26 protein-coding genes are annotated in these 24,496 nt (G+C 71.1%); 11 read left to right on the forward strand and 15 right to left on the reverse strand.

Going from position 1 to position 24,496, the window contains the following annotated elements; genetic code table 11:
* Positions 1–281 precede the first annotated feature (281 nt).
* Entirely contained in the window at positions 282–1,538 is a 1,257-nt protein-coding gene (serB, locus tag ACIGJO_RS00080; protein ID WP_399949643.1) for a phosphoserine phosphatase SerB, read from the forward strand.
* A gap of 146 nt (positions 1,539–1,684) precedes the next feature.
* On the opposite strand, the gene ACIGJO_RS00085 is transcribed toward serB, so the two are convergent.
* From ACIGJO_RS00085 to ACIGJO_RS00100, 4 genes are all read right to left on the reverse strand, one after another.
* Entirely contained in the window at positions 1,685–2,203 is a 519-nt protein-coding gene (locus ACIGJO_RS00085) for a SixA phosphatase family protein (RefSeq protein ID WP_399949646.1), read from the reverse strand.
* Positions 2,204–2,293: 90 nt separating this feature from the next.
* Positions 2,294–2,500, reverse strand: coding sequence for a hypothetical protein (locus ACIGJO_RS00090; protein ID WP_399949650.1), 207 nt, complete (start codon positions 2,498–2,500; stop codon positions 2,294–2,296).
* Between the two features lie 213 nt (positions 2,501–2,713).
* Positions 2,714–2,830 carry an SGM_5486 family transporter-associated protein gene (locus ACIGJO_RS00095; protein ID WP_266929518.1) on the reverse strand — a complete coding sequence of 39 codons (117 nt, stop codon included), beginning with the start codon at positions 2,828–2,830 and terminating at the stop codon, positions 2,714–2,716.
* 17 nt (positions 2,831–2,847) lie between these two features.
* Positions 2,848–4,134 carry a CynX/NimT family MFS transporter gene (locus tag ACIGJO_RS00100; RefSeq protein ID WP_399949653.1) on the reverse strand — a complete coding sequence of 429 codons (1,287 nt, stop codon included), beginning with the start codon at positions 4,132–4,134 and terminating at the stop codon, positions 2,848–2,850.
* Between the two features lie 121 nt (positions 4,135–4,255).
* Between ACIGJO_RS00100 and ACIGJO_RS00105 the strand changes: the two genes are divergently transcribed.
* On the forward strand, positions 4,256–4,930 hold the full coding sequence (locus ACIGJO_RS00105) for a FadR/GntR family transcriptional regulator (RefSeq protein WP_399949656.1): 675 nt from the start codon (positions 4,256–4,258) through the stop codon (positions 4,928–4,930).
* 52 nt (positions 4,931–4,982) lie between these two features.
* On the opposite strand, the gene ACIGJO_RS00110 is transcribed toward ACIGJO_RS00105, so the two are convergent.
* The 3 genes from ACIGJO_RS00110 to fabG all read right to left on the reverse strand — a co-directional run bounded on the left by ACIGJO_RS00110 (position 4,983) and on the right by fabG (position 7,093).
* Positions 4,983–5,399, reverse strand: coding sequence for a hypothetical protein (locus ACIGJO_RS00110; RefSeq protein ID WP_399949659.1), 417 nt, complete (start codon positions 5,397–5,399; stop codon positions 4,983–4,985).
* Positions 5,400–5,600: 201 nt separating this feature from the next.
* Complete coding sequence (fabI, locus tag ACIGJO_RS00115) at positions 5,601–6,368, reverse strand: enoyl-ACP reductase FabI (protein ID WP_329942397.1); 768 nt, start codon at positions 6,366–6,368, stop codon at positions 5,601–5,603.
* A 5-nt stretch (positions 6,369–6,373) separates the two neighbouring features.
* Complete coding sequence (gene fabG / locus ACIGJO_RS00120) at positions 6,374–7,093, reverse strand: 3-oxoacyl-[acyl-carrier-protein] reductase (protein WP_399949663.1); 720 nt, start codon at positions 7,091–7,093, stop codon at positions 6,374–6,376.
* Positions 7,094–7,321: 228 nt separating this feature from the next.
* On the opposite strand from fabG, the gene ACIGJO_RS00125 reads away from it, so the two are divergent.
* From ACIGJO_RS00125 to tyrS, 3 genes are all read left to right on the forward strand, one after another.
* Entirely contained in the window at positions 7,322–8,845 is a 1,524-nt protein-coding gene (locus tag ACIGJO_RS00125; RefSeq protein WP_399949667.1) for a TldD/PmbA family protein, read from the forward strand.
* A gap of 82 nt (positions 8,846–8,927) precedes the next feature.
* Positions 8,928–10,322 carry a metallopeptidase TldD-related protein gene (locus tag ACIGJO_RS00130; protein WP_399949670.1) on the forward strand — a complete coding sequence of 465 codons (1,395 nt, stop codon included), beginning with the start codon at positions 8,928–8,930 and terminating at the stop codon, positions 10,320–10,322.
* A gap of 88 nt (positions 10,323–10,410) precedes the next feature.
* Complete coding sequence (tyrS, locus tag ACIGJO_RS00135) at positions 10,411–11,679, forward strand: tyrosine--tRNA ligase (RefSeq protein ID WP_399949674.1); 1,269 nt, start codon at positions 10,411–10,413, stop codon at positions 11,677–11,679.
* Between the two features lie 119 nt (positions 11,680–11,798).
* On the opposite strand, the gene ACIGJO_RS00140 is transcribed toward tyrS, so the two are convergent.
* Positions 11,799–12,074, reverse strand: coding sequence for a GlsB/YeaQ/YmgE family stress response membrane protein (locus ACIGJO_RS00140; RefSeq protein ID WP_399949677.1), 276 nt, complete (start codon positions 12,072–12,074; stop codon positions 11,799–11,801).
* Positions 12,075–12,326: 252 nt separating this feature from the next.
* Here ACIGJO_RS00140 and ACIGJO_RS00145 point away from each other — a divergent pair, with 252 nt between their 5' ends.
* Both ACIGJO_RS00145 and ACIGJO_RS00150 read left to right on the forward strand, forming a co-directional pair.
* Entirely contained in the window at positions 12,327–12,701 is a 375-nt protein-coding gene (locus ACIGJO_RS00145; protein ID WP_399949680.1) for a DUF3099 domain-containing protein, read from the forward strand.
* 238 nt (positions 12,702–12,939) lie between these two features.
* Positions 12,940–13,188, forward strand: a complete 249-nt coding sequence (locus ACIGJO_RS00150; protein WP_329942390.1) for a hypothetical protein — start codon at positions 12,940–12,942, stop codon at positions 13,186–13,188.
* A 26-nt stretch (positions 13,189–13,214) separates the two neighbouring features.
* On the opposite strand, the gene moaA is transcribed toward ACIGJO_RS00150, so the two are convergent.
* The 3 genes from moaA to ACIGJO_RS00165 all read right to left on the reverse strand — a co-directional run bounded on the left by moaA (position 13,215) and on the right by ACIGJO_RS00165 (position 16,393).
* Positions 13,215–14,204, reverse strand: a complete 990-nt coding sequence (moaA, locus tag ACIGJO_RS00155) for a GTP 3',8-cyclase MoaA (RefSeq protein WP_399949684.1) — start codon at positions 14,202–14,204, stop codon at positions 13,215–13,217.
* A gap of 186 nt (positions 14,205–14,390) precedes the next feature.
* Positions 14,391–16,031 carry a cation acetate symporter gene (locus ACIGJO_RS00160; protein ID WP_399949686.1) on the reverse strand — a complete coding sequence of 547 codons (1,641 nt, stop codon included), beginning with the start codon at positions 16,029–16,031 and terminating at the stop codon, positions 14,391–14,393.
* Positions 16,028–16,393 carry a DUF485 domain-containing protein gene (locus ACIGJO_RS00165; RefSeq protein ID WP_399949689.1) on the reverse strand — a complete coding sequence of 122 codons (366 nt, stop codon included), beginning with the start codon at positions 16,391–16,393 and terminating at the stop codon, positions 16,028–16,030. The genes ACIGJO_RS00160 and ACIGJO_RS00165 overlap by 4 nt, the downstream gene beginning before the upstream one ends.
* A 304-nt stretch (positions 16,394–16,697) precedes the next feature.
* On the opposite strand from ACIGJO_RS00165, the gene ACIGJO_RS00170 reads away from it, so the two are divergent.
* Entirely contained in the window at positions 16,698–18,233 is a 1,536-nt protein-coding gene (locus tag ACIGJO_RS00170) for a S8 family peptidase (protein WP_399949692.1), read from the forward strand.
* Between the two features lie 114 nt (positions 18,234–18,347).
* Here ACIGJO_RS00170 and ACIGJO_RS00175 read toward each other — a convergent pair whose 3' ends face one another.
* The 4 genes from ACIGJO_RS00175 to ACIGJO_RS00190 all read right to left on the reverse strand — a co-directional run bounded on the left by ACIGJO_RS00175 (position 18,348) and on the right by ACIGJO_RS00190 (position 22,047).
* Positions 18,348–19,391: a zinc-dependent alcohol dehydrogenase family protein gene (locus tag ACIGJO_RS00175; RefSeq protein WP_399949695.1), complete on the reverse strand. Its 1,044-nt coding sequence runs from the start codon at positions 19,389–19,391 to the stop codon at positions 18,348–18,350.
* 21 nt (positions 19,392–19,412) lie between these two features.
* Positions 19,413–20,111 (reverse strand): lysoplasmalogenase, encoded by a 699-nt coding sequence (locus ACIGJO_RS00180; RefSeq protein ID WP_399949698.1) that lies wholly within the window; start codon positions 20,109–20,111, stop codon positions 19,413–19,415.
* Positions 20,108–21,052, reverse strand: coding sequence for a sterol desaturase family protein (locus ACIGJO_RS00185; RefSeq protein ID WP_399949701.1), 945 nt, complete (start codon positions 21,050–21,052; stop codon positions 20,108–20,110). The genes ACIGJO_RS00180 and ACIGJO_RS00185 overlap by 4 nt, the downstream gene beginning before the upstream one ends.
* 281 nt (positions 21,053–21,333) lie before the next feature.
* Positions 21,334–22,047 carry a VIT family protein gene (locus tag ACIGJO_RS00190; protein WP_399949704.1) on the reverse strand — a complete coding sequence of 238 codons (714 nt, stop codon included), beginning with the start codon at positions 22,045–22,047 and terminating at the stop codon, positions 21,334–21,336.
* A 138-nt stretch (positions 22,048–22,185) separates the two neighbouring features.
* Between ACIGJO_RS00190 and ACIGJO_RS00195 the strand changes: the two genes are divergently transcribed.
* The 3 genes from ACIGJO_RS00195 to ACIGJO_RS00205 all read left to right on the forward strand — a co-directional run bounded on the left by ACIGJO_RS00195 (position 22,186) and on the right by ACIGJO_RS00205 (position 24,411).
* On the forward strand, positions 22,186–23,232 hold the full coding sequence (locus ACIGJO_RS00195) for a DEDDh family exonuclease (RefSeq protein ID WP_399949706.1): 1,047 nt from the start codon (positions 22,186–22,188) through the stop codon (positions 23,230–23,232).
* A 63-nt stretch (positions 23,233–23,295) separates the two neighbouring features.
* Positions 23,296–23,529: a hypothetical protein gene (locus ACIGJO_RS00200; protein WP_399949709.1), complete on the forward strand. Its 234-nt coding sequence runs from the start codon at positions 23,296–23,298 to the stop codon at positions 23,527–23,529.
* Positions 23,530–23,607: 78 nt separating this feature from the next.
* The gene (locus ACIGJO_RS00205; RefSeq protein WP_399949712.1) at positions 23,608–24,411 is read left to right on the forward strand and encodes an SURF1 family protein; all 804 of its coding nucleotides are present in this window, start codon (positions 23,608–23,610) and stop codon (positions 24,409–24,411) included.
* Positions 24,412–24,496: the final 85 nt, after the last annotated feature.

Raw genomic sequence — 24,496 nt, forward strand, 5'->3', positions numbered from 1 at the left:
GACGCGCTCCGCCCCCGGGAGAAAGGGGCCCGGAGGGGAGAAAGCGCCCAGGGGAGCCACCCGGCCCGGCGCCGCTCCCGCGCGGCCCCCCGGCACCGGCCCCGCGCGGTCCCTCCCCCCGGCCGCACCGCGGCCCGGCCCGGCATACCGTCCGTGGTCTCCGGGTGGTCTCGGCATGTCGGGGCGGTCTCCGGGGCGGTCTCCGTACGGAAACGGCTTTCCGTCCGGTACGCGGGACGGGCCGCCGGGCCCCGCCGCGGGACCGATACGGTGGGAACACCATGAGCGCATCTCAGCCCCCTCAGCCTCCCCACTCCCCTGAGCTGCCCGAGTCCCCTCGGGGCAGCGACGAACCCACTCTTCTCGTCAAGATCTTCGGGAAGGACCGCCCCGGCATCACCGCCGGACTCTTCGACACTCTCGCCGCGTACTCCGTCGACGTCGTGGACATCGAGCAGGTCGTCACCCGTGGCCGTATCGTCCTGTGCGCACTGGTCACCGCCCCGACCGCCGGCGGTACGACCGAGGGCGACCTGCGGGCGACCGTGCACAGCTGGGCCGACTCGCTGAAGCTCCAGGCCGAGATCATCTCGGGTATCGGTGACAACCGGCCCCGCGGTGACGGCCGTTCCCATGTGACCGTGCTGGGCCACCCGCTCACCGCGGAGTCGACCGCTGCCATAGCGGCCAGGATCACCTCGACCGGCGGCAACATCGACCGCATCTTCCGGCTGGCCAAGTATCCGGTCACCGCCGTCGAGTTCGCGGTGTCCGGCACGGCGACCGGGGAACTGCGGACCGCGCTGGCCACCGAGGCCGCGGAGATCGGCGTGGACATCGCCGTCGTATCGGCCGGGCTGAGCCGCCGGGCCCAGCGGCTGGTCGTCATGGACGTGGACTCCACGCTCATCCAGGACGAGGTCATCGAGCTGTTCGCGGCGCACGCGGGCTGCGAGGAGCAGGTCGCCGAGGTGACCGAGCAGGCGATGCGCGGGGAACTGGACTTCGAGCAGTCGCTGCACGCCCGGGTCGCGCTCCTCGCGGGCCTCGATGTGTCGGTGGTGGACAAGGTGCGGGCCGAGGTGCGGCTGACGCCCGGGGCCCGCACCCTGATCCGTACGCTGAAGCGGCTCGGCTACCAAGTAGGTGTCGTCTCGGGCGGGTTCACGCAGGTCACGGACGACCTCAAGGAGCGTCTGGGCCTCGACTTCGCCTCCGCCAACACGCTGGAGGTCGTGGACGGCAAGCTCACCGGCCGGGTCGTGGGCGACATAGTGGACCGGGCCGGGAAGGCCCGGCTGCTGCGCAGCTTCGCCGAGCAGGCGGGGGTGCCACTGGCGCAGACCGTGGCGATCGGCGACGGCGCGAACGACCTGGACATGCTGAACACGGCCGGCCTCGGGGTCGCGTTCAACGCGAAGCCGGTGGTCCGCGAGGCCGCGCACACGGCGGTGAACGTGCCGTTCCTGGACACGGTGCTGTATCTGCTCGGCATCACGCGCGAGGAGGTCGAGGCGGCGGACGGTCTCGTCGGCTGACCGGCACCGCCGCCGGGCCCCCGGGTCCGTGGAGCGGAAAGGAAGAAGGGCCCCGGAGCGCGCCGTGCGCGCCCCGGGGCCCTTCTTCAGTCGTTCTCAGCCGTTCTCTGCCGTGCTCAGCCGTTCTCTGCCGTGCTCTGCCGTGCTCAGCCGTTCGGCGTCCAGTACTCGGTGAGCCTGCCGACGCCGTGTTCCACGGTCTTCCAGGTTCCGGGGAACTCGACCACGGCGTAGGCGGCGGTCGGGAAGCCGTCCCTGGTCATCCGGGCCAGGCTGTCCCCGTCCGCGGACCCCGAGAGCGCGTCGGCGGCGCCGTGCATGCCCGGGTTGTGCCCGATGACCAGGAGGTTGCGCACCTCGTCGGGGGTCTCGTTGAACAGGGCGATCAGTTCGCCGAGGGACGCATCGTACAGCCGCTCCTCGTACACGGTCCTGGGGCGCTGTGCGAACTCGTGGACCGCCAGCTTCCAGGTTTCCCGCGTCCTGGTGGCGGTCGAGCACAGGGCCAGATCGAAGTCGATGCCGGAGTCGGCGAGCTTTCGGCCGGCCACGGGTGCGTCCTTGCGGCCGCGCTCGGCGAGCGGCCGCTCGTGATCGGACGCTTGCGACCATTCCGCCTTGGCATGCCGGAGAAGAACGATCCTGCGAGGTGTATCGACGCTCATACACCTCAGCTTCGCACGAAATGCGGCCTCTGGCGCAGGGTGTTGACGTACGGGCCGATACGGCCCCGGGGGCTTGCGCGCCCCGGGCTCTCAGCGGGACAGCACGCTGATGAGGCGCTCGATCAGCTGTCCGATCGCGGGGTCGCCGGAGGCCGCCTGGGCCTGTCCGGGGTTCACTATCAGCATGAGGAGCGCGGCGAACGCCACGGCGGGCAGGGCGACGGCCCACCAGGGCAGCCGTACCTCGACGCCGGCCGTCGCCGGGGGCCGGGAGCTGGTGGGTGTACGGGCCGGCATGTCCGCCTCCGTGGATCATCGGTTCTGATACTCAGAACCTACGGACCGCACGGCGCCGGTCCCATCCGGTGACCCACCCACTTCACCCTGACCCTGGCCCCCTAGGGGATGGGGGTGCTGGCCCCACCCCCGGACGCCGCCGGAGTCGGGCGACCGCATCGGGATGGGGCGATCACGTCGGGTGAAGCGATCACATCAGGGGGAGTGACCACGTCAGGGTGAGGCGATCGAGGCGATCACTCCGATGACCACCGTCACGAGGAGCATCGCCCCGAGGACGAGGAGGAACTTCTTCTGACCGTTCTGGGGATTCGGATCGAGCACTGGCATGGGGCCAGTCTCGCATCTCAGCATTCGTCCTCGATCGTCCGGTCCCGGCCGGCCAGCACTCCCGCCACCATCTGCGGAATCATCAGCCCCGCCATCAGGGCGATCGGCAGGCCCCAGCCGCCGCTGTGCTGGTAAAGCACGCCGACGAGCAGCGGGCCCGGGATCGAGATGAGGTAGCCGGTGGACTGGGCGAAGGCGGACAGCCTGACCACGCCCGCGCCGGTACGGGACCGCATGCCGATCATGGTGAGGGCGAGCGGGAAGGCGCAGTTGGCGATGCCGAGCAGCACCGCCCAGGCCCAGGCTCCGGCGGCGGGGGCGAGGTAGAGGCCCGCGTAGCCCGCCAGGCCGCAGAATCCGAGCACGACGACGATCGGGCCCTGGTGCTTCATCCGGCCGGCGACCCGGGGGATGACGAAGGCGAGCGGTACGCCCATGGCCATGGTCACGGCGAGCAGGACACCCGCGGTACCGGCCGAGACCCCGGCGTCCCGGAAGATCTGCGGCATCCAGCCCATGGTGATGTACGCGGCGGTGGCCTGGAGGCCGAAGAAACAGGCGAGGCCCCACGCGGTGCGGCTGCGGGTGATCCGCAGGACGGGAGCGGCCTGCTGCCGCCGGTGGGCGCCCTGTCCGGGGGCCTCGCGCCGGTCCCCTGCGAGCGGGATCCAGACCAGGACCGCGACGGCGGCGAGCACGGCCCAGATCGCCAGCCCGGTCTGCCAGTTGCCGCCCAGTCCGTCGGTCAGGGGCACGGTGACCGCCGCGGCGAGCGCGGTGCCCAGGGCCAGGGCCATGGAGTAGAGGCCGGTCATGCTGCCGACGCGGTCCGGGAACCAGCGCTTGACGATCACCGGCATCAGGATGTTGCTGACGGCGATGCCCATCAGGGCCAGGGCGCTGGCGGCGAGGAAGCCCGCCGTGCCGCCGATGAAGGGCCGGATCACCAGACCCGCGGTGATCGCGACCATGCCCGCGCAGACGACGGCGCCCGCGCCGAACCGGCGGGCGAGGCGTGGCGCCATGACGCCGAAGACCGCGAAGCAGAGCGGCGGTACGGAGGTGAGGACACCGGCGACGCTGCCGCTCATGTGCAGTCCGTCGCGCACCTCCACGAGCAGGGCGCCGAGGCTGGTGATGGCGGGGCGGAGGTTGAGCGCGGCCAGGACGAGCCCGAGGGCGACCAGACGCAGCAGCCATGGGCTGGGCCCGTCGGCGGTCCGGAGGGACTGCGCGGCCGGGGTGGCGGAGGAGCTGCGGGTCTCGGTGGTGTGGCTCAGAGTCCGGATGTCGTCGTCGGGCATGAGGTCATCATAGAATCATGGGATGATTGATTGTCCAATCCTCCGGTGTCGTCCGCCCGCCTGAGAGAATCGGGCCCCGGCTTCACGGATCACGCCTCACGGATCACGAACAAGGAGCAGCATGGCGCTGACGTCTCCACGGCGTTCGGCACTCGCCGACCAGGTGATTGCCCAGCTGAGGAATCAGATCACCTCGGGCGAGTGGCCCGTCGGTGCGCGGATTCCCACCGAACCCGAGCTGGTCGAGCAGCTGGGAGTGGCCCGCAACACCGTCCGCGAGGCGGTGCGCGCCCTGGCGCACAACGGGCTGCTGGACATCCGGCAGGGCTCCGGCACGTATGTGGTCGCCACCAGTGAGCTGGCCGGGGTGATGCACCGCCGGTTCGCCTCGGCCGATCCCCGCCATATCGCCGAGCTGCGTTCGACGCTGGAGTCCTCGGCGGCCCGGCTGGCGGCCGAGCGGCGCACCGAGCGGGATCTGAAGCAGCTGGACACGCTGATGGCGCGGCGTGAGGAGACCTGGGCCGCGGGTGACGCGGAGGCGTTCGTCGCGGCGGACGCGACCCTGCATCTGGCCGTGGTGGCCGCCTCGCACAACGAGGTACTGACCGGGCTGTACGCGGATCTGGGCGATGTGCTGCGCGAGTATCTGCGCGACGACGTGGGCCCGGAGCTGCGGCCGGAGAACCACGTGGACCACGGCCGGCTGGTCGAGGCGATCCGGGCCGGGGACGCCGGGACGGCGGCGGCCGAGGCCGCGGGGCACGCGCTGAACTGTCTCGCGGACCGGGTCTGAACGCTGCCCCGTGATCCCTGGTGGGCGCGCGGTCCGCACGGGGCGCGCGCTCTCAGGCCGGGCCGGGCCGATGGCTGACCCACGCGGTGGCGACCTCCTTCCAGCAGCGGTCCTCCAGCCGTACGGTCCGCCCCGGCTCCACCGCGACCGCCGCACCGTCCGCGTCGACGTCCCACCAGCGGGCGCACTCGGTGTGCAGCTGGACCAGGTCGGTGGAGGGGTACGGGTTGTGGCAGTGGGCGATGACCCGGGAGCCGTCGACCGTCGTACGGCACTCGGATCCGGCGGGTTCGGGGACGGGAGCGGCCGGTGCCGGGGGGACGGAGGCCCCGCTCGCGGCGTGGACGCCGAGCGGGACCGCCAGTCCGACGGCGGCCAGCGAGGCCGCGAGCAGGACACGGGTCCGGCGCGGGAGCAGGGGGCGCCGCGGCAGCAGGGGGCGACGGGTCCGGCGACGCGTGGGGCGCACAGCGATCTCCCTCCCGCAGCCTGACAGAAGTCCGGTTCCTCCATATTCTGCGGTGGATCGACCATCTTTTCGACTTGAGCGCGGGGGCGCCCTCACCCGGAACCCGGCGGAAACGGCCTTCGGCCGCGTACCGGCCCGGGAATCCGGGTGCTGCGGTACGCGGCCGAAGGCCGTCATCGATGCGCGGAGGCGGGCTGGGCGTCAGGCACCCATCATGTGCACGCCACCGTCGACGTGGATGATCTCGCCCGTCGTCTTCGGGAAGAAGTCCGAGAGCAGCGCCACGACACCGCGGCCGGCCGGCTCCGGGTCGGACATGTCCCACGCCAGCGGGGAGCGGTGGTTCCAGACGTCCGCGAGCTCCGAGAAGCCGGGGATGGACTTCGCGGCCATGGAGCCGATCGGTCCGGCCGAGATCAGGTTGCAGCGCAGACCGTCCTTGCCCAGGTCACGGGCGAGGTAGCGGGAGGTGGCCTCCAGCGCGGCCTTGGCCGGGCCCATCCAGTCGTACTGCGGCCAGGCGTACTGGGCGTCGAAGGTCAGGCCGACGATCGAACCGCCCTCGCTCATCAGCGGCTTGCAGGCCATGGCCAGCGACTTCAGCGAGAACGCCGAGACGTGCATCGCCGTGGCGACCGACTCGAACGGGGTGTTGAGGAAGTTGCCGCCGAGCGCGTCCTGCGGCGCGAAGCCGATGGAGTGGACGACGCCGTCCAGCGAGCCGAGCTCGTCGCGGACCAGACCGGCGAGGCGGTCCAGGTGCTCCGTGCTGGTCACGTCCAGCTCGATGACCTTGGCCGGCTTGGGCAGCTTCTTGGCGATGCGCTCGGTGAGCGTGGGCCGGGGAAAGGCGGTCAGGATGACTTCGGCACCCTGCTCCTGGGCCACCTTCGCGGTGTGGAACGCGATGGACGACTCCATCAGCACCCCGGTGATCAGGATGCGCTTGCCGTCGAGAATTCCGCTCATGGTGATCAGTGACCCATGCCCAATCCGCCGTCAACGGGGATGACGGCTCCAGTGATGTACGACGCGTCGTCGGAGGCGAGGAAGCGCACCGCGGCGGCGATCTCCCCGGGCTGCGCGTAGCGGCCGAGCGGCACCTGGGACACGATGCCCTTGCGCTGCTCCTCGGTGAGTGCCTGGGTCATGTCGGTGTCGACAAAACCGGGGGCGACGACGTTGAAGGTGATGTTCCGCGAACCGAGCTCGCGGGACAGCGACCGGGCGAAACCGACCAGACCGGCCTTGGAGGCGGCGTAGTTCGCCTGGCCCGCCGAGCCCAGGAGGCCGACGACCGAGGAGATCAGGACAACGCGGCCCTTCTTGGCGCGCAGCATGCCGCGGTTGGCGCGCTTGACGACCCGGAAGGTGCCGGTGAGGTTGGTGTCGAGGACGGACGTGAAGTCCTCCTCGGACATCCGCATGAGCAACTGGTCCTTGGTGATACCGGCGTTGGCGACCAGCACCTCGACGGGACCGTGCTTCTCCTCGATCTCCTTGTAGGCCTGCTCCACCTGCTCGGTGTCCGTGATGTCGCAGCGGACCGCGAGGCAGCCCGCCTCGGTGAGGACCTGGGGCGGCTCGCCGGAGCGGTAGGTGATCGCGACCTTGTCGCCGTTGTCGGCGAAAGCGCGGGCGATGGCGAGGCCGATGCCCCGGTTTCCTCCGGTGACGAGAACCGAGCGGCTCAACGGATCACCCTTTCCTTGGCTGTCTGGTACCTCGAAAACCTATCGGTACCACGCACCGATCGAGGAATCGGGCCCTGACAGTGGCTTGTCCAGGGTGCTGTGGGGTTCCTACAGATCGGTCTCCGGCCGGCTCCGCGACGGGGAGCGTGCGGGCACCGGCCGATAACCACCGTGCGGTCACCCTCCGGCGTGGTTCACTGCCGTGGTGTATCGAGAAGGGAATCCCCTGTGCCTCATGAGGTAGATCAGTCGTTCCTGGCCCTGCCGCTGCGCGCCCTCGCCGACGCGGCGCTGGCCCGCGCCCGCGCGCTGGGTTCCGTGCATGCCGACTTCCGGTTCGAGCGGGTGCGCAGCGCGTCCTGGCGGCTGCGGGACGCCCGGCCCGCCGGGGCTTCGGACGTTACGGATCTCGGGTACGCGGTCCGGGTCGTGCACGGCGGGGCGTGGGGCTTCGCCTCGGGTGTCGATCTGACGATGGACGCGGCGGCGAAGGTGGCCTCGCAGGCCGTCGCCATGGCGAAGCTGTCGGCGAAGGTGATCGCGGCGGCGGGTTCGGACGAGCGGGTCGAACTGGCGGACGAGCCGGTGCACGGTGAGCGGACCTGGGTCTCCGCGTACGACGTCGACCCCTTCTCCGTACCGGACGAGGAGAAGGCGGGGCTGCTCGCGGAGTGGAGCGGCCGGCTCCTCGGCGCGGACGGGGTCGCGCATGTCGACGCGTCCCTGATGACCGTCCACGAGAACAAGTTCTACGCGGACACGGCCGGTACCGTCACCACCCAGCAGCGCGTGCGGCTGCACCCCCAGTTCACGGCGGTCGCCGTGGACGGGACGACGGGCGAGTTCGACTCGATGCGGACGATCGCCCCGCCGGCGGGCCGGGGCTGGGAGTACCTCACCGGGACCGGCTGGGACTGGGACGCGGAGCTGGAGCGGATCCCGGGGCTGCTTGCCGAGAAGATGCGGGCGCCGAGCGTCGAACCGGGGACGTACGACCTGGTCGTCGACCCGTCGAACCTCTGGCTGACCATCCATGAGTCGATCGGCCACGCCACCGAGCTGGACCGGGCGCTGGGGTACGAGGCGGCGTACGCCGGGACCTCGTTCGCCACGTTCGACCAGCTGGGCAAGCTGGCGTACGGCTCCCCCGTGATGAATGTGACGGGCGACCGCACCGCCGAGCACGGGCTCGCGACCATCGGGTACGACGACGAGGGCGTCGAGGCCCAGTCCTGGGACCTGGTCAAGGACGGCACGCTGGTGGGCTACCAGCTGGACCGGCGGATCGCGAAGCTGACGGGGCTCGGCCGGTCCAACGGCTGCGCGTACGCGGACTCGCCGGGCCATGTCCCCGTACAGCGCATGGCGAACGTGTCGCTGCGGCCGGATCCCGGCGGGCTGTCCACGGAGGACCTGATCGGCGGGGTGGAGCGCGGGATCTATGTGGTCGGCGACCGGTCCTGGTCGATCGACATGCAGCGCTACAACTTCCAGTTCACCGGGCAGCGCTTCTTCCGGATCGAGAACGGCAGGCTGGCCGGCCAGCTCCGCGACGTGGCCTACCAGGCGACGACCACGGACTTCTGGGGCTCGATGGAGAAGGTCGGCGGCCCGCAGACCTACGTCCTGGGCGGCGCGTTCAACTGCGGCAAGGCCCAGCCGGGTCAGGTCGCGGCCGTCTCGCACGGCTGCCCCTCCGCCCTCTTCCGGGGCGTGAACATCCTCAACACGACGCAGGAGGCCGGACGATGAGCGTTCACCACGGAACCGGCCGGGGGCCCGGGGGTCGCCCCCCGGAGCAGCACCGTCCCAACACGACGCAGGAGGCCGGACGATGAGCCGCGTCAGCAAGCCGCACGAGATCGTCGAGCGGGCCCTCGGTCTGTCCACCGCCGACGGGTGCGTCGTGATAGCGGACGAGAACTCCTCCGCCAATCTGCGCTGGGCCGGCAACGCGCTGACCACGAACGGCGTGACCCGGGGACGCACCCTGACCGTCATCGCGACGGTCGACGGCGCCGAGGGGACGGCCTCCGGTGTCGTGTCCCGGTCCGCCGTCACCGCGGACGACCTGGAGCCGCTCGTCCGCGCCGCCGAGGCCGCCGCACGCGGGGCCGGTCCGGCCGAGGACGCGCAGCCGCTGGTCTCCGGTGTTCCCGCCTCCCCCGACTTCACGGACGCGCCGGCCGAGACGGGCTCGGAGGTCTTCGCCGACTTCGCCCCGGCGCTCGGCGACGCCTTCGCCCGCGCCCGGTCGGGCGGCCGGGAGCTGTACGGGTTCGCCAACCACGAGCTGACCTCGACGTACGTCGGTACGTCGACGGGGCTGCGGCTGCGCCACGACCAGCCGAACGGCACGCTGGAACTGAACGCCAAGTCCCCCGACCGGACCAGGTCCGCCTGGGCGGGCCGGGCGACGCGGGACTTCAAGGACGTCGACCCGGCGGCCCTGGACGCGGAACTGGCGCAGCGGCTCCGCTGGGCCGAGCGCCGTATCGAGCTGCCCGCCGGGCGGTACGAGACGCTGCTGCCGCCGACCGCCGTGGCCGACCTGCTGATCTACCAGCTCTGGTCGTCCACGGCGCGGGATGCCGCCGAGGGCCGCACGGTCTTCTCCGAGCCGGGCGGCGGGACCCGGCTCGGCGAGAAACTGTCGCCGCTGCCGCTGACCCTGCGCAGCGATCCGTACGCGCCGGGCCTGGAGGCGGCACCGTTCGTGATCGCGCACTCCTCCGGGGACAGCGCTTCGGTCTTCGACAACGGGCTGCCGCTGGCGCCGACGGACTGGGTGAAGGACGGCCGGCTGGAGCGGCTGACGACCACCCGGCACACCGCGGGCCTGACCGGGCAGCCGGTCGCCCCGGCCATCGACAACCTGCTGCTCGACGGCGGCGGTGAGCGGTCGCTGGAGGAGATGGTGGCCGCGACGACCGGGCGGGCCCTGCTGCTGACCTGCCTCTGGTACATCCGGGAGGTCGACCCGGCGACGCTGCTGCTGACCGGGCTGACCAGGGACGGGGTGTATCTGGTGGAGGACGGCGAGGTGATCGGCGAGGTGAACAACTTCCGCTTCAACGAGTCGCCCGTCGATCTGCTGTCCCGGGCGTCCGAGGCGGGGCGCACAGAGAAGACGCTGCCGCGCGAGTGGGGCGACTGGTTCACCCGGGCGGCCATGCCGGCGCTGCGCATCCCGGACTTCAACATGAGCTCGGTCAGTCCGGGCGTGTGAGCCGCCCGGGGCCGGTCCGTCATCGCGGACGGACCGGCCCTCTAGACTGGCCGGTGCACCATCCATACAGGCAGGGAGACACAGGACCGTGATGGACATCGTCGACGAGCTGAAGTGGCGCGGGCTGTTCGCCCAGTCCACTGACGAGGACGCATTGCGCAAGGCTCTCGCGGACGGTCCTGTCACCTACTATTGCGGCTTCGACCCCACGGCGGCGAGTCTGCATGTCGGCCATCTCGTGCAGGTGCTCACCATGCGCCGGCTCCAGCAGGCCGGTCACCGTCCGATCGCCCTGATGGGCGGGGCCACCGGTCAGATCGGTGACCCCCGGCCCACCGCCGAGCGCACGCTGAACGACCCGGAGACCATCGCCCGGTGGGCGCAGGAGCTGCGGCAGCAGATCCAGCCGTTCCTCGCGTTCGAGGGCCCCAACGCCGCCACGATGGTGAACAACCTGGACTGGACCGCGGGGATGTCCGCGATCGAGTTCCTGCGGGACATCGGCAAGCACTTCCGGGTCAACAAGATGCTCACCAAGGACTCGGTCGCCCGCCGGCTGGAGTCGCAGGAGGGCATCAGCTACACGGAGTTCAGCTACCAGCTGCTCCAGGGCATGGACTTCCTGGAGCTGTACCGGCGCCACGGCTGTGTCCTCCAGCAGGGCGGCAGCGACCAGTGGGGCAACCTCACCGCGGGCATCGACCTGATCCACCGCCTGGAGCCGGGTGCCACCGTGCACGCGCTGGCGACGCCGCTGATGGTCAAGGCGGACGGCACCAAGTTCGGCAAGTCCGAGAGCGGTGCCGTCTGGCTCGACCCGGAGATGACGACGCCGTACGCGTTCTACCAGTTCTGGCTGAACGTGGACGACCGGGACATCTCCCGGTACATGCGCATCCTCAGCTTCCGCGGCCGCGAGGAGCTCGAAGAGCTGGAGCGGCTGACCGAGGAGCGGCCGCAGGCCCGTTCGGCACAGCGCGCGCTGGCCGAGGAGCTGACCACCCTGGTGCACGGCGAGGCGCAGTGCGCGGCGGTCATCGCGGCGTCGAAGGCGCTGTTCGGCCAGGGTGAGCTGGGCGAACTGGACGGGGCGACGCTGAGCGCGGCGCTCTCCGAGGTGCCGCACGCCCGGGTGACCGAGCTGGGCCCGGTGGTGGACCTCCTGGTGGAGGTCGGCCTGGCGCCGAGCAAGTCGGGGGCCCGCCGTACGGTCAAGGAGGGCGGGGCCTACGTGAACAACGTCAAGGTCACCGACGGCGAGAGCGCCCCGGCCCAGGAGGAACTGCTGCACGGGCGCTGGCTGGTACTGCGCCGGGGCAAGAAGAACCTGGCGGCCGTCGAGGTCACGGGCGGCTGAGCCCGCAGGGCATGCGCGCACGGCACCGCGGCCGGTACACGCCTGAGGCGTGTACCGGCCGCGGTGCTGTCGGGCGCGGTGCCGTCGGGCGCGGTACGGCCGCCGCCGGCCCGTGCGGGTCAGGTCCTCTGTCTGTTGCCCCGGATCGACGCCCAGAGCATGTCGCCGACCCCGACGACGGCCACGGCGCCGATCAGCTGGAGCAGATGGCGCGTCCAGTCGATGCCCTTGGTGTCGTTGACACCGATCCAGGTCGCCACGGCGTTGCCGAGGATGCTGCCGAGGATGCCGAAGACAGTCGTCAGCCAGAGCGGGATGTTCTGCTTGCCCGGGAGGATCGCCTTGGCGATCAGACCGAGCACCAGACCCACGATGATTGCCCACAACCAGCTCATTTCGCCTCCTCGTGCGGCGCGGTGTGCGCGTCCGCCCAGTCTCGGCCGCTCCCCGGTACGCCGCATTCCGGAAGGGCCCGAACGGGGCGGGGACACGGGGCGGGGAGACAGGCGGCGGGTGGACGGATGGGGCGGCGGGGCTGCCGTGGGCCATTTGGCGCGCCCCGGTCTCGTGCCCGGCGGGTGCCCGGCGTACCGTGGACGCGGCCCGGTCCGGGAGAGTCCGGCACAGCGATCTGGCGGTGGAACAGGATGCGGAAGCAGCACGGTGCGGAGGTCTTCCGGATCACGGGGGCACGTCAGGGGCTGGCCGACGACGTGCGCGGCAGACAGCGTCGCTATGTGATCTCCATGTCCGTGCGCACCGTGTCGGTGGTGCTGGCGGCGGTGCTGTGGAACGTCGAGCGGCATGTCGCGATCGTGGGTCTCGTCCTGGGGGTGCTGCTGCCGTACATCGCGGTGGTCATCGCCAACGCGGGCCGGGAGAACGCTCCTTCGCTGCCGTCGACCTTCGTACCGGCGCCCGTGCTGCCCGCCGTCGAGACGGCTCCGGCGGCCGGTTCGACGGAATCCGGCGGTCCGGACGGAGTGGCCGGCCAGGCCCGGCATCCGCACGAGCACAGTTGAGCCCGTAAGTCCCGCGAAGCTCAGGAAATCCTCAGATCAATCATGACGTTCCGGTGCACCGCACCCTGGTCCCCATGACATACTTTGTAGGCGCTCCGCATCCCCCGTCGGAGCGACGGACCGACGCCGGGCAGCTCCCCCCGTGGCTGCTCGGCGTCGCCCTTTCTCCGGCGGGGATGCGTCAGAAGTCGCTCCATGGCCCTGATGTGCGGCCGAGCGAGGCCGTTAGGGTTGATCCGTGAACTTCCTCCGGACTTCCGCCGAAAGCGCCGCCGGTGCACCGATCTGTTCCGCCAAGGGCTGCCGCTCCGCCGCGGTGTGGGTGCTCGCCTGGAACAACCCCAAGCTGCACACCCCCGAGCGCCGCAAGACCTGGCTGGCCTGTGACGAGCACCGGGAGCATCTGTCCTCGTTCCTCGGTGTGCGGGGATTCCTGAAGGACGTCGTCACGCTGGAGGAGTGGGAGTCCTCGGCCACGGATCAGTGATCGCCGGGCGCCGCTGCCCGCCCGCCTCAGCCGCCGATCGCCGACATCGGCCGGTCGGGCTGGAGGAAGGACGGGTCGTCGAGTCCGGAGCCGGCCTTCTTGCCCCACATCGCGAGCTCCCAGAGCCGGACGATCTCCTCGTCCGGTGCCCCCGAGCGCAGGGCGCCCCGCAGATCGGTCTCCTCGCGGGCGAAGAGACAGGTGCGGACCTGTCCGTCGGCGGTGAGCCGGGTGCGGTCGCAGGCCCGGCAGAACGGGCGGGTCACGGAGGCGATCACACCGACGCGGTGCGGGCCGCCGTCCACCGTCCAGCGCTCGGCGGGGGCGGAGCCGCGGGCATCCGCCTCCTCGGCGGTGAGGGTGAAGCGCGTACGCAGCGAGGCCAGGATGTCACCTGCGGTGATCATGCCGTCGCGCTTCCAGCCGTGCTGGGCGTCCAGCGGCATCTGCTCGATGAAGCGGAGCTCGTACCCGTTGTCCACGGCCCAGGCGAGCAGGTCGGGGGCCTCGTCGTCGTTGAGTCCGGGCATCAGGACGGAGTTGACCTTGACCGGGGCGAGTCCGGCTTCGCGGGCGGCGTCGAGACCGTCCAGGACGTCCTGGTGCCGGGCGCGGCGGGTGAGCGTCTTGAAGACATCGGGGCGCAGGGTGTCCAGCGAGACATTGACCCGGTCGAGTCCGGCGTCCTTCAGGGCGGCGGCGGTCCGCTTGAGTCCGATGCCGTTGGTCGTGAGCGACATCCGGGGGCGCGGGGTGAGCGCGGCGCACTGCTCGACGATGGAGACGAGGCCGGGGCGCAGCAGCGGCTCGCCGCCGGTGAAGCGGACTTCGGTGATGCCCAGCGCGGTGACGGCGACGCGGATCAGCCGGACGATCTCGTCGTCGGAGAGCAGTTCGCTCCTGCCCAGCCACTGCAGGCCCTCTTCGGGCATGCAGTAGGTGCAGCGGAGGTTGCACTTGTCGGTCAGTGAGACGCGCAGGTCGGTGGCGACCCTGTCGTATGTGTCGATGAGCACTGTGGGCCCCCTCCCCCGGCGGTGTGCGCGGTTACGGTTTCTGACTCTTCCGAGACTACGTGAGACCTGTGACATCGACAGGGCCCGATTGGCACGAGGCGCGGCGCGGCCGCGTCGTAGGACTCTACGACGCGGCCGTCGCCGGACGGTGGCCGATGGGCCGAACGTTCCGGTGAATCTCCGCGCTCAGTGGGCTCCGACGCCGGTGAGGGACTTGACCTCCAGCTCGGCGTACTTGCCCTGGTCGGGCTCCTCCTTGGAGATCAGTGAGCCGATCCAGCCGAGCAGGAAGCCCAGCGGGATGGAGATCAGGCCGGGGTTCTCCAGCGGGAACCAGGCGAAGTCGACGCCGGGGAACATCGAGGAGGGCTTCGAGGAGACGACCGGCGAGAACAGCACCAGCAGGACGGACGAGGCGAGGCCCCCGTAGATGGACCAGAGGGCGCCCTGGGTGGTGAAGCGCTTCCAGAACAGGCTGTACAGGATCGTCGGCAGGTTGGCCGACGCGGCGACCGCGAAGGCCAGGGCGACGAGTCCGGCCACGTTCAGGTCGCGGGCCATGGCGCCCAGGGCGATGGAGACGATGCCGATGGCGACGGTGGCCCACTTCGCGGCGCGGACCTCTTCCTTCTCGGTGGCCTTCCCCTTGCGGATGACGTTGGCGTAGATGTCGTGCGCGAACGACGACGAGGAGGCCAGGGTCAGTCCGGCGACGACGGCGAGGATGGTCGCGAAGGCGACGGCGGAGATCACGGCGAGCAGGATGGCTCCGCCCGTGGATCCGGAGCCGCCGCCGATCTCCAGTGCGGCCAGCGGGGCCGCGGTGTTCCCGGCCTTGTTCGAGGCGATGATGTCGCCGGGCTTGAGCAGGGCCGCGGCGCCGAAGCCGAGCACGATCGTCATCAGGTAGAAGGCGCCGATGATGCCGATCGCCCAGTTGACGGACTTACGGGCGGCCTTCGCGGTGGGGACCGTGTAGAAGCGGATCAGGATGTGCGGCAGGCCGGCCGTACCGAGGACCAGGGCGATGCCGAGCGAGAGGAAGTCCAGCTTCGAGGTGCCGGTGGCACCGTACTTGAGGCCGGGTTCCAGGAACGCCGAGCCCTTGCCGCTGTTGCTCGCGGCCGTGCCGAGCAGGTCGGAGATGTTGAAGTCGAACTTCAGCAGGATCAGGAAGGTGATGAGCAGGGTGCCCACGATCAGCAGGACGGCCTTGACCATCTGCACCCAGGTGGTGCCCTTCATACCGCCGATGGTGACGTACACGATCATGAGCAGGCCGACCAGCGCGACGATGGCGATCTTCCCGCCGTCGCTGGTGATGCCGAGCAGCAGCGAGACGAGGACACCGGCACCGGCCATCTGTGCCAGCAGGTAGAAGATCGAGACGACGATGGTGGAGGCGCCGGCGGCGGTCCGGACGGGGCGCTGGCGCATGCGGTACGCGAGGACGTCGCCCATCGTGTAGCGGCCGGAGTTGCGCAGCGGTTCCGCGACCAGGAGCAGGGCGACGAGCCAGGCGACGAGGAAGCCGATGGAGTACAGGAAGCCGTCGTAGCCGAAGAGCGCGATGGCGCCCGCGATGCCGAGGAAGGACGCGGCGGACATGTAGTCGCCGGAGACCGCGAGGCCGTTCTGGAATCCGGTGAACTGCCGCCCGCCCGCGTAGAAGTCGGCGGCGCTCTTGGTCTGGCGGCCGGCCCACACCGTGATGAAGAGGGTGGCGACGACGAAGACGGCGAACAGGGTGATGATCAGCGTCCGGTGCTCGCTCGCCCCTTCGGCGGCGAGCTGGACGGTGGGGTACGCGACATGGGCGGCGCTCATGCGTCGGCCTCCATACGGGACTTGATCGCTTCGGCCTTCGGGTCGAGACTGCGGGCGGCGTGGCGGGAGTACAGCCAGGCGATGAGGAACGTGGTGGCGAACTGGGCGAGCCCGAAGACGAGCGCCATGTTGATGTTCCCGACGACCTTGGTGCTCATGAAGCCGCCCGCGTAGTTGCAGAGCAGCACGTAGAGGAGGTACCAGGTGACGAAGGCGATGGTCAGCGGGAAGGCGAACGAACGGTGCGCCCGGCGCAGTTCGGAGAACTCCGCGCTGTCCTGCACCGCGACGAACGCCTCGGTCGTGGGCTGGGCAGGGCTGTCGTCCGTACTGCCCTTGGGCGGCGGTGCATCGGTAGCCACGGAATCTCCTCGCGACGCGGGTGCGGTGGTGGGGGTGACGGTGGTTTTCACAGGGGGAACCTCGGTCCGGGAGAGGATGGAGCGACTCCCCTGACAACGGCACGGAGAGGACGACGAAGCGGTTCACCGCCGCTTTCTCCGTCTCCTGCTCACCTGTTCGCACCACACCGACCGGCACACTCTTCGAACTCACTTACCCATATGCATTGATGTCCCGGGATGATCAGCGATAACTTCACTCGTCATGTACTCGACCGAACACGCCAGGTGTCCGGTCGACTGGCACGGATGATGTGGAGAACCCATGGCTCATCTGGCATCCAGACGGACCCGCGCACTCGCGCTGCCCGTCGGACTCGCACTCACGGCCTCGATCGGCTTCCTCCCCGCTGCGACGGCCACGGCCGCTCCCACGGGCGAGGTGTCGGCGGCCGTCCCGGCGGACGGGCCCAAGCTGTCCTACGTCGTCAACACCAAGGGCGGTCACGGCACCGTCAAGCAGGTGAAGAAGGCGATAGCCAAGGCCGGTGGCACGATCGTGATCGCCTACGAGCAGATAGGCGTCATCGTCGTCCACTCGCAGAACCCCGACTTCGGCGACACCATCCGGCGGGCCCGGGGTGTCGAGTCGGCCGGTGCGACCCGCACCAACCCGATCGTGCCGCAGGCCACGAAGGACGTCGGCGCGGTCGCGCAGCCGCTCACCGCGGCGCAGGCGGCGGCCGCCGCCGGACAGGCGACCGCCGGGCAGGACCCGCTGGAGCCCCTCCAGTGGGACCTGCCCGCGATCAAGGCGGACAAGGCGCACGAGAAGTCGCTCGGCTCCAAGCGCGTGACCGTCGCCGTGATCGACACGGGTGTCGACGACACGCACCCGGACCTGGCCCCCAACTTCGACCGCGCGGCCTCGGCCAACTGTGTCTCCGGTGCGCCGGACACCACCGCCGGATCCTGGCGTCCGGCGGCGGGCGAGAGCGACCACGGCACGCATGTGGCGGGCACCATAGCCGCGGCGAAGAACGGCGTCGGCGTGACCGGTGTCGCGCCGGGTGTGAAGGTCTCCGGCATCAAGGTGTCGAACCCGGGCGGCTTCTTCTACGCCGAGTCCGTCGTCTGCGGCTTCGTCTGGGCCGCCGAGCACGGTGTCGATGTGACCAACAACAGCTACTACACCGACCCGTGGCTGTTCAACTGCAAGAACGACCCGGACCAGGGCGCCCTGGTCGAGGCGGTCGGCCGCGCCTCCAAGTACGCCGAGCGCCGCGGAACCGTCAACGTCGCCGCGGCCGGCAACTCCAAGCACGACCTCGCCGCCGACGAGATCGAGGACGTGACCAGCCCGAACGACACGGAGACGGTCACCCGCACGATCAACCCGCGCGAGTGCCTGGACATTCCGACGATGCTGCCGGGAGTCGTGACGGTCTCCGCCACCGGCGCCAAGGGCCTCAAGTCCTCGTACTCCAACTACGGCCGCGGGATCATCGACGTGTCCGCCCCGGGCGGCGACTCGACGGTCTACCAGGCCCCGGAACCGCCGGCCACCAGCGGACTGATCCTGTCCACGCTGCCGGGCGGCAAGTTCGGCTACAAGGCCGGTACGTCCATGGCCTCCCCGCATGTCGCGGGCGTCGTGGCGCTGATCAAGTCGACGCACCCGTACGCCTCTCCGGCCCAGGTGAAGCGGATGCTGACGCAGCAGGCCGACGCCACCGCGTGCGGTGCGCCGTACGACTACAACGGTGACGGCACGATCGACGCGGTCTGCGAGGGCGGCAAGCAGTACAACGGCTTCTACGGAGCCGGAATCGTGGACGCGCTGGACGCGGTCCGCCGCTGACCCCGCACCGACGGGACTGACACCGCACGAAGCACAAAGGGGCCGCGAGCAGATGCCCGCGGCCCCTCCCGCCGTTCCGGCCGGCGCTCCCGCCGTTCGCCGCGGGCGTCGCGCCTACGGCTTGATGAGCACCTTCAGCGCCGTCCGGGTGTCCATCGCCTTGTAGCCGCCGGGCACTTCGTCCAGGCCGACGGTCATGTCGAAGACGGGCGACGGGTCGATCGTGCCGTCCAGCACATCGGGCAGCAGCTCCGGAATGTACGCCCGGACGGGGGCGACGCCGCCGCGCAGCGCGATGTTCCGGCCGAACATGACACCGAGGTCCAGGCCGGTGCCGCTGCCGTGCGGGACACCGACGTAACCGATGGAGCCGCCGTCGCGGACGATGCCGAGGGCGGTGCGCATCGACTGCTCGGTGCCGACCGCCTCGATCACGCAGTGGGCGCCTTCGCCCCCGGTCAGCTCGTGCACGGCGGCGACGGCCTCCTCGCCGCGTTCGGCGACCACGTCCGTGGCACCGAAGGTGCGGGCGATGCCGGTACGGGCCGGATGCCGGCCCAGCGCGATGATCCGTCCGGCACCGAGCCGCTTGGCGGCCATGACCCCGCACAGGCCGACCGCGCCGTCACCGACGACCGCGACGGTGGCACCGGGCCGCACATCCGCGCCGACGGCGGCGTGGTGGCCCGTGCCCAGCACGTCGGAGAGCGTGAGGAGCGCGGTGAGCAGCCGGTCGTCGGACACGGCGGCGGCCGGAAGCTTCACCAGGGTGCCGTCCGCGAACGGCACCCGGACTGCCTCGCCCTGTCCGCCGTCGGAACCCGCGGAGCCCCAGAACCCGCCCCGCGGACAGGACGTGGTGAGGCCCTCCGCACAGTAGGCGCAGGTGCCGTCGGACCAGACGAACGGGGCGACGACGAGGTCGCCGACGGCGAAGCCGTTGACCCCGGAGCCCGCCTCCTCGACGAGGCCGAGGAACTCATGGCCGATGCGCTGGCCGGGCTGCCGGGCGGACTCACCGCGGTACGCCCACAGGTCGCTGCCGCAGACGCAGGCCCGCAGGACCCGCACCACCACATCGGTGGGCTGCTGAATCGTCGGGTCCGGCACCTCCCGCACCCGTATGTCGTGGGGGGCGTGGATCACGGTGGCGCGCATGCGTGGGGGTCCTTGCTCATTTCATCCGCTGATACGCCGCTCACGGTACGCCCCGGGTCCGTCATCGGATGCCTTCGCCCCCGTCGCGAGGATCCCGGCGGTCAGCAGGGCCTGGGCCGCGATGTAGGTGAGCATGACCCAGAAGTCGGGCGCGGGCAGCTGCGGCCAGTCGGCGATGCCGGTGGCGATGAGCGCGTCCGACAGCAGGAAGAGCGCGCCGCCGAGCGCCGTGAGACGGCCGAGGGCACCCGCCCGCCAGGCCATGGCGGTGAGCAGCAGGCTGTAGCCGGTCAGCGGGATGCGCAGATCGGCCGGCAGATCGGGCCAGATCAGTACGAGGAAGGCGGTCAGGACGACCGCGTAGCCGAGGCCCGCGGGCACCGAGGGGCGGGTCCGTCCGAACAGCCGGAGGTAGCAGATGTGGCCGGCGGCGAAGGAGCCCATGCCGGCGAGGAAGGCGAGGTCGTGATCGGGGAGCAGGAGGGTGTCGCCGCCCCAGCCGAAGAGCAGGGCGGCGATGAGCGTCCTGGGGCCGCCGCGGGCCATGGCGTACGCGGCGAGCAGCGGCATCAGCAGGGGCTTGGCGACGAGGTGGGCGGTCTCGGCACCGGCCAGGAGTCCGGCGAGGTCGACGGCCGCGGCGACGAGGAAGGCGATGAGCAGGGGCCGGGCGAACCGCTGCCCCCGGCCGGGCGTCCGCGCCGGCCCGGGGCCGGTCATCGGGTGTTCCCGGGGGTGGCGGTGCGCTTCGCGGCGGGCACCGGGGTGCCGGGAGCGGCGGTGGCGGAGGCGGGTGCCGGGGCGCGGCCGGACGCGGTGCCGGGCCGGGCCGCGGGCTGCCATCCGGGGCCGCGGAAGACCCGCCCGGCCCGTTCGCCCCAGCTGCCGGCCGCCCGTACGTCGCGGGCGATGGCCGCGTACTCGTGCGTCGCCACGCGCAGCGGGTTGTGGGTGGCGATGTTCTTGGTGAGCCCGAAGACCGGCCGCTCGGTCTCGGCGGTGAACGACTTGAAGAGCCGGTCCCAGACGATCAGGATGCCGCCGAAGTTGCGGTCCAGATAGCTGCCCTGCGACGCGTGGTGCACCCGGTGGTGGGAGGGCGTGTTGAGGAGGTACTCGAAGGGCCTGGGCAGTTTGTCGATGCGCTCGGTGTGCACCCAGAACTGGTAGACGAGGTTGGCCGACTGGCAGAAGGCGAGCGCCGCCGGGTGCACCCCGCAGGCGATCAGCGGGAGGTAGAACGGCCAGACGGTCGCGGAGGTCCAGGGCTGGCGCAGCGCGGTGGTGAGGTTGAACTTCCGGCTGGAGTGGTGGACCACGTGGCAGGCCCAGAGGATCCGGATGACGTGGTGGCCCCGGTGGGACCAGTAGTAGAAGAAGTCCTGGGCCAGCAGCATCAGCGGGATCGTCCACCACAGGACGGGCACCCGCAGCGGGGTCAGTTCGTACAGGGCCATGTAGACCGCCACGATGGGCAGCTTCCACAGCAGATCGAAGCCGATGCTGCCGATCCCCATGGTGACGCTGGTGGCGGCGTCCTTGGTGTCGTATCCGGCGGCTTCGTCGTCCGGATGGATCCGGTAGCTGACCATCTCGATCACGGTGAGCAGGACGAAGGCCGGTATCGACCACAGCACGACATCGGGCAGGTTCGGCTCCATCCCAGCACCGTAGAGCCGCCGGCCGGCCAGGGCTAGACGTTGTTACCCACAAGTATGCGAGACGTGGCGTCAGCAGTATTTGGCACCTTCCACCAATGGACCCACCGCGGGATTACCGGCACGCGCGCCGGCCGGGGATGGAACGCACGTGCCCCGCGGGGAAGTTGCCCCCGTCCGGCCACGGCCTCCGGCCTCCGACCCCCGGCCCCCGGCCCCCCGGCACCGGACTCTTCCCGCCGGGGCGCTTCGCCCACCTCCCGCGAGGGCCGCCCCGTGGCGCGCTACACCCCCACCGCCCCCAGCAGCGTCCCCGCGACATAGGTCACCGCCATCGCCACCGCTCCCCCGCCCATGTTGCGCAGCACCGCCGGTCCCGGTGACGCCTCGCCGAGCCGGGCGCTCCACCAGCCGGTCAGGGCGAGCGCCGCCATCACGGAGGCCACGGTGACGGCGAGCCGGAGGGAGGAGGGCGGCAGCACGATCGCCAGCAGGGGCAGCAGGGCGCCCACCGTGAACGCCAGGAAGCTCGCCCCCGCCGCGTGCCACGGGTTCGTCAGGTCGTCCGGGTCGATGCCCAGCTCGACCTCCGCGTGGGCGCGCAGCGCGTCGCGCTCGGTCAGCTGGAGGGCCGCCTCGCGGGCGACCTCCTCGCTCAGCCCCTTGCCCTGCAACAGACCCGTCAGCTCGCGCAGTTCGGCCTCGGGCGCCTCCTGGAGCTCCTGTTTCTCCGTGGCCAGCGCGGCCTTCTCCGAGTCGCGCTGGGTGGAGACCGAGACGTACTCGCCCGCCGCCATCGACATCGACCCGGCCAGCAGTCCGGCCAGCCCGGCGGTGAGGAGCGCGCCGCGGTCGCCGGTGGCTCCGGCGACGCCGACGACGAGGCCGGCGGTGGAGACCACCCCGTCGTTGGCGCCGAGGACCGCGGCCCGGAGCCAGTTCAGCCGGGCACCGAGTCCATTGCTGTGGGGTTCGTCGTGAACCTGTCCGTCCGTCACCCGGGGAGGGTCTCATCCGCCGGGCCGCGACCCCGGGCCGACCCGCCCGGGGCGAGGGCCGCCGCGCGCGCCGCGGAGCGGGACGCCGGCCGCCGGGACGGCCGAATAGGGAACTGTCAGTGGCGGCCCGTATTCTCTGTGACCATGCTCGACGACCGCCAGACCGCAGCGACGTGGCCGACCGCCTACCCCCGGGGGTACGCGGTCGTCGACGTGGAGACCACCGGACTCGCCCGCGACGACCGGATAGTGTCCGCTGCCGTCTACCGCCTCGACGCCCAGGGCAATGTCGAGGACCACTGGTACACCCTGGTCAATCCGGAGCGGGACCCGGGCCCCGTCTGGATCCACGGGCTGACCAGCGAGGTACTGGAGGGCGCGCCGCTCTTCCCCGAGGTGGCCGCCGCGCTCTCCGAACGGCTCGCGGACCGGGTGCTCGTGGCGCACAACGCGGCCTTCGACTGGTCGATGCTCGCCAGGGAGTACGCCCGTGCGGCGGTGATCGCACCTGTCGAGCAACGGCTGTGCACGATCGCGCTCGCCAAGGAGCTGCGGCTGCCGCTGCCCAACCACAAACTGTCCTCGCTCGCCGCCCACTTCGGCGTCGTGCAGCAGCACGCCCACCACGCCCTGGACGATGCCCGGGTGCTGGCCGAGGCGTTCCGGCCGAGTCTGCACGCCGCCGCCCGCGACGGGGTGCGGCTGCCGCTGCTGGAATGCCGGCCGCTGACCGAGTGGTCCGACTCCCCGGTCACCCCGCGGATCGGGTACCAGGCCTCGTACCAGCAGAACAGCTGGCGGCCCTCACGGAAGCGGCCGGCCTGCCCGTATCCGAATCCGGGGCGGTACGAGAAGGACAAGCCGCTCAGGCAGGGCATGCGGGTGGCGTTCTCCGGGGACACCTCGATCGACCGCGAGCTGCTGGAGGACCGCGCCGTGGAGGCCGGGCTGCACGTGGCGACCAGTGTGTCCCGGCTGACCAGCCTGCTGGTCACCAACGATCCCGACGCGGCGACGTCCAAGACGCTGAAGGCGAAGTCGTTCGGCACGCCGGTGCTGGAGGAGAGTGCCTTCACCCATCTGCTGCGGGACGTGGCCCCGGCGGACGCGCCCGCCGCGCCGCCCGCGGCGGACCTCCCGTCACCGGCACGGCCCGCCCAGGCGCCCGCACCGTCATCGGAGTGAACCGGGCGCGACTCGCCCGGTATCCGCTCGCCCGCCGCCGCCCCGCGTCCCACCCTGTGGCGCATGGCACGTTGTGAGGTTTGCGGAAACGACTACGGCATGTCCTTCGAGGTGCACGCGCAGGGCGCGGTGCATGTCTTCGACTGCTTCTCCTGCGCCATTCACCGCATGGCGCCGATCTGTGAGCACTGCCGCGTCCAGGTCATCGGCCAGGGCGTGGAGGCCGACGGTCACTGGTACTGCGGAGGGCACTGCGCCCGCGCCGAGGGGAAGGCGGGCATCGTGGACAAAGCATGACGGAACACCCCGCCCCGGGACCGCGCCCGCCCCACCCCTGAGTGCCGCACCCCATGACCCCGGTTGTACGGTCATGGGGTGTACCGCTTCCTGTTGACCCGGCAGTGGGTGATTCTCACCCTCCTCACCCTCGTGCTGATTCCCACCATGGTCGAGCTGGGCTTCTGGCAGTTGCACCGGCACCAGCACCGGGTCGAGCAGAACGCCCTGATCTCGCGGAACCTCAAGGCCGATCCGGTACCCGTGGCGAGGATCACCTCCCCGGGGCACACCGTTCCGCGCGCCGACTACTGGCGCGCCGTCACGGCCACGGGGACGTTCGACACCGCGCACGAAGTGGTGGTGCGCCGCCGCACCTCGCAGGACGACCGGATCGGTGTCCATGTCCTGACCCCGTTCGACCTCAAGGGCGGCGGCACCGTCCTGGTCAACCGCGGCTGGATCCCCGCCGCCCCCAGCCAGCAGTCCTACCCGAAGGTTCCGGCCGCGCCGCACGGCGAGGTCACCGTCGTCGGCCGGCTCAAGGCGGACGAGACGACGGGCAGCAGCGGCATCAAGGACCTGGAGGGGCTGCCTGACCGCCAGGTGATGCTGATCAACAGTTCCCAGCAGTCCCAGCTGCTCTCCCGGCCGGTGCTGGGCGGGTACATCGAGCAGACCGCGCCCGCCTCGCCCGGCAACACCCCCGAGCAGATCGCCTCCCCCGACGACAGTTCCATCGGCCCGCACATGGCGTACGCCGTGCAGTGGTGGCTGTTCGCCGCCGGGGTACCGGTGGGCTGGCTGATTCTCGTACGCCGCGAGAAGCGCGACCGCCGGGAGGCGGCCGAGGCGGCGGCGCAGGACGAGACGACCGGACAGCCCGAGCCGGCGACCGCGTAGAAACACCGGACGCGGTCCGGACGGCGGGCCCGGACGTACCTCCCGCGCGGGCCGTCCTGCTTAGCGAGGCGCAGGTGAGGGAACA

The organism is Streptomyces sp. NPDC079020, from assembly GCF_044542225.1.
Taxonomy (GTDB): domain Bacteria; phylum Actinomycetota; class Actinomycetes; order Streptomycetales; family Streptomycetaceae; genus Streptomyces.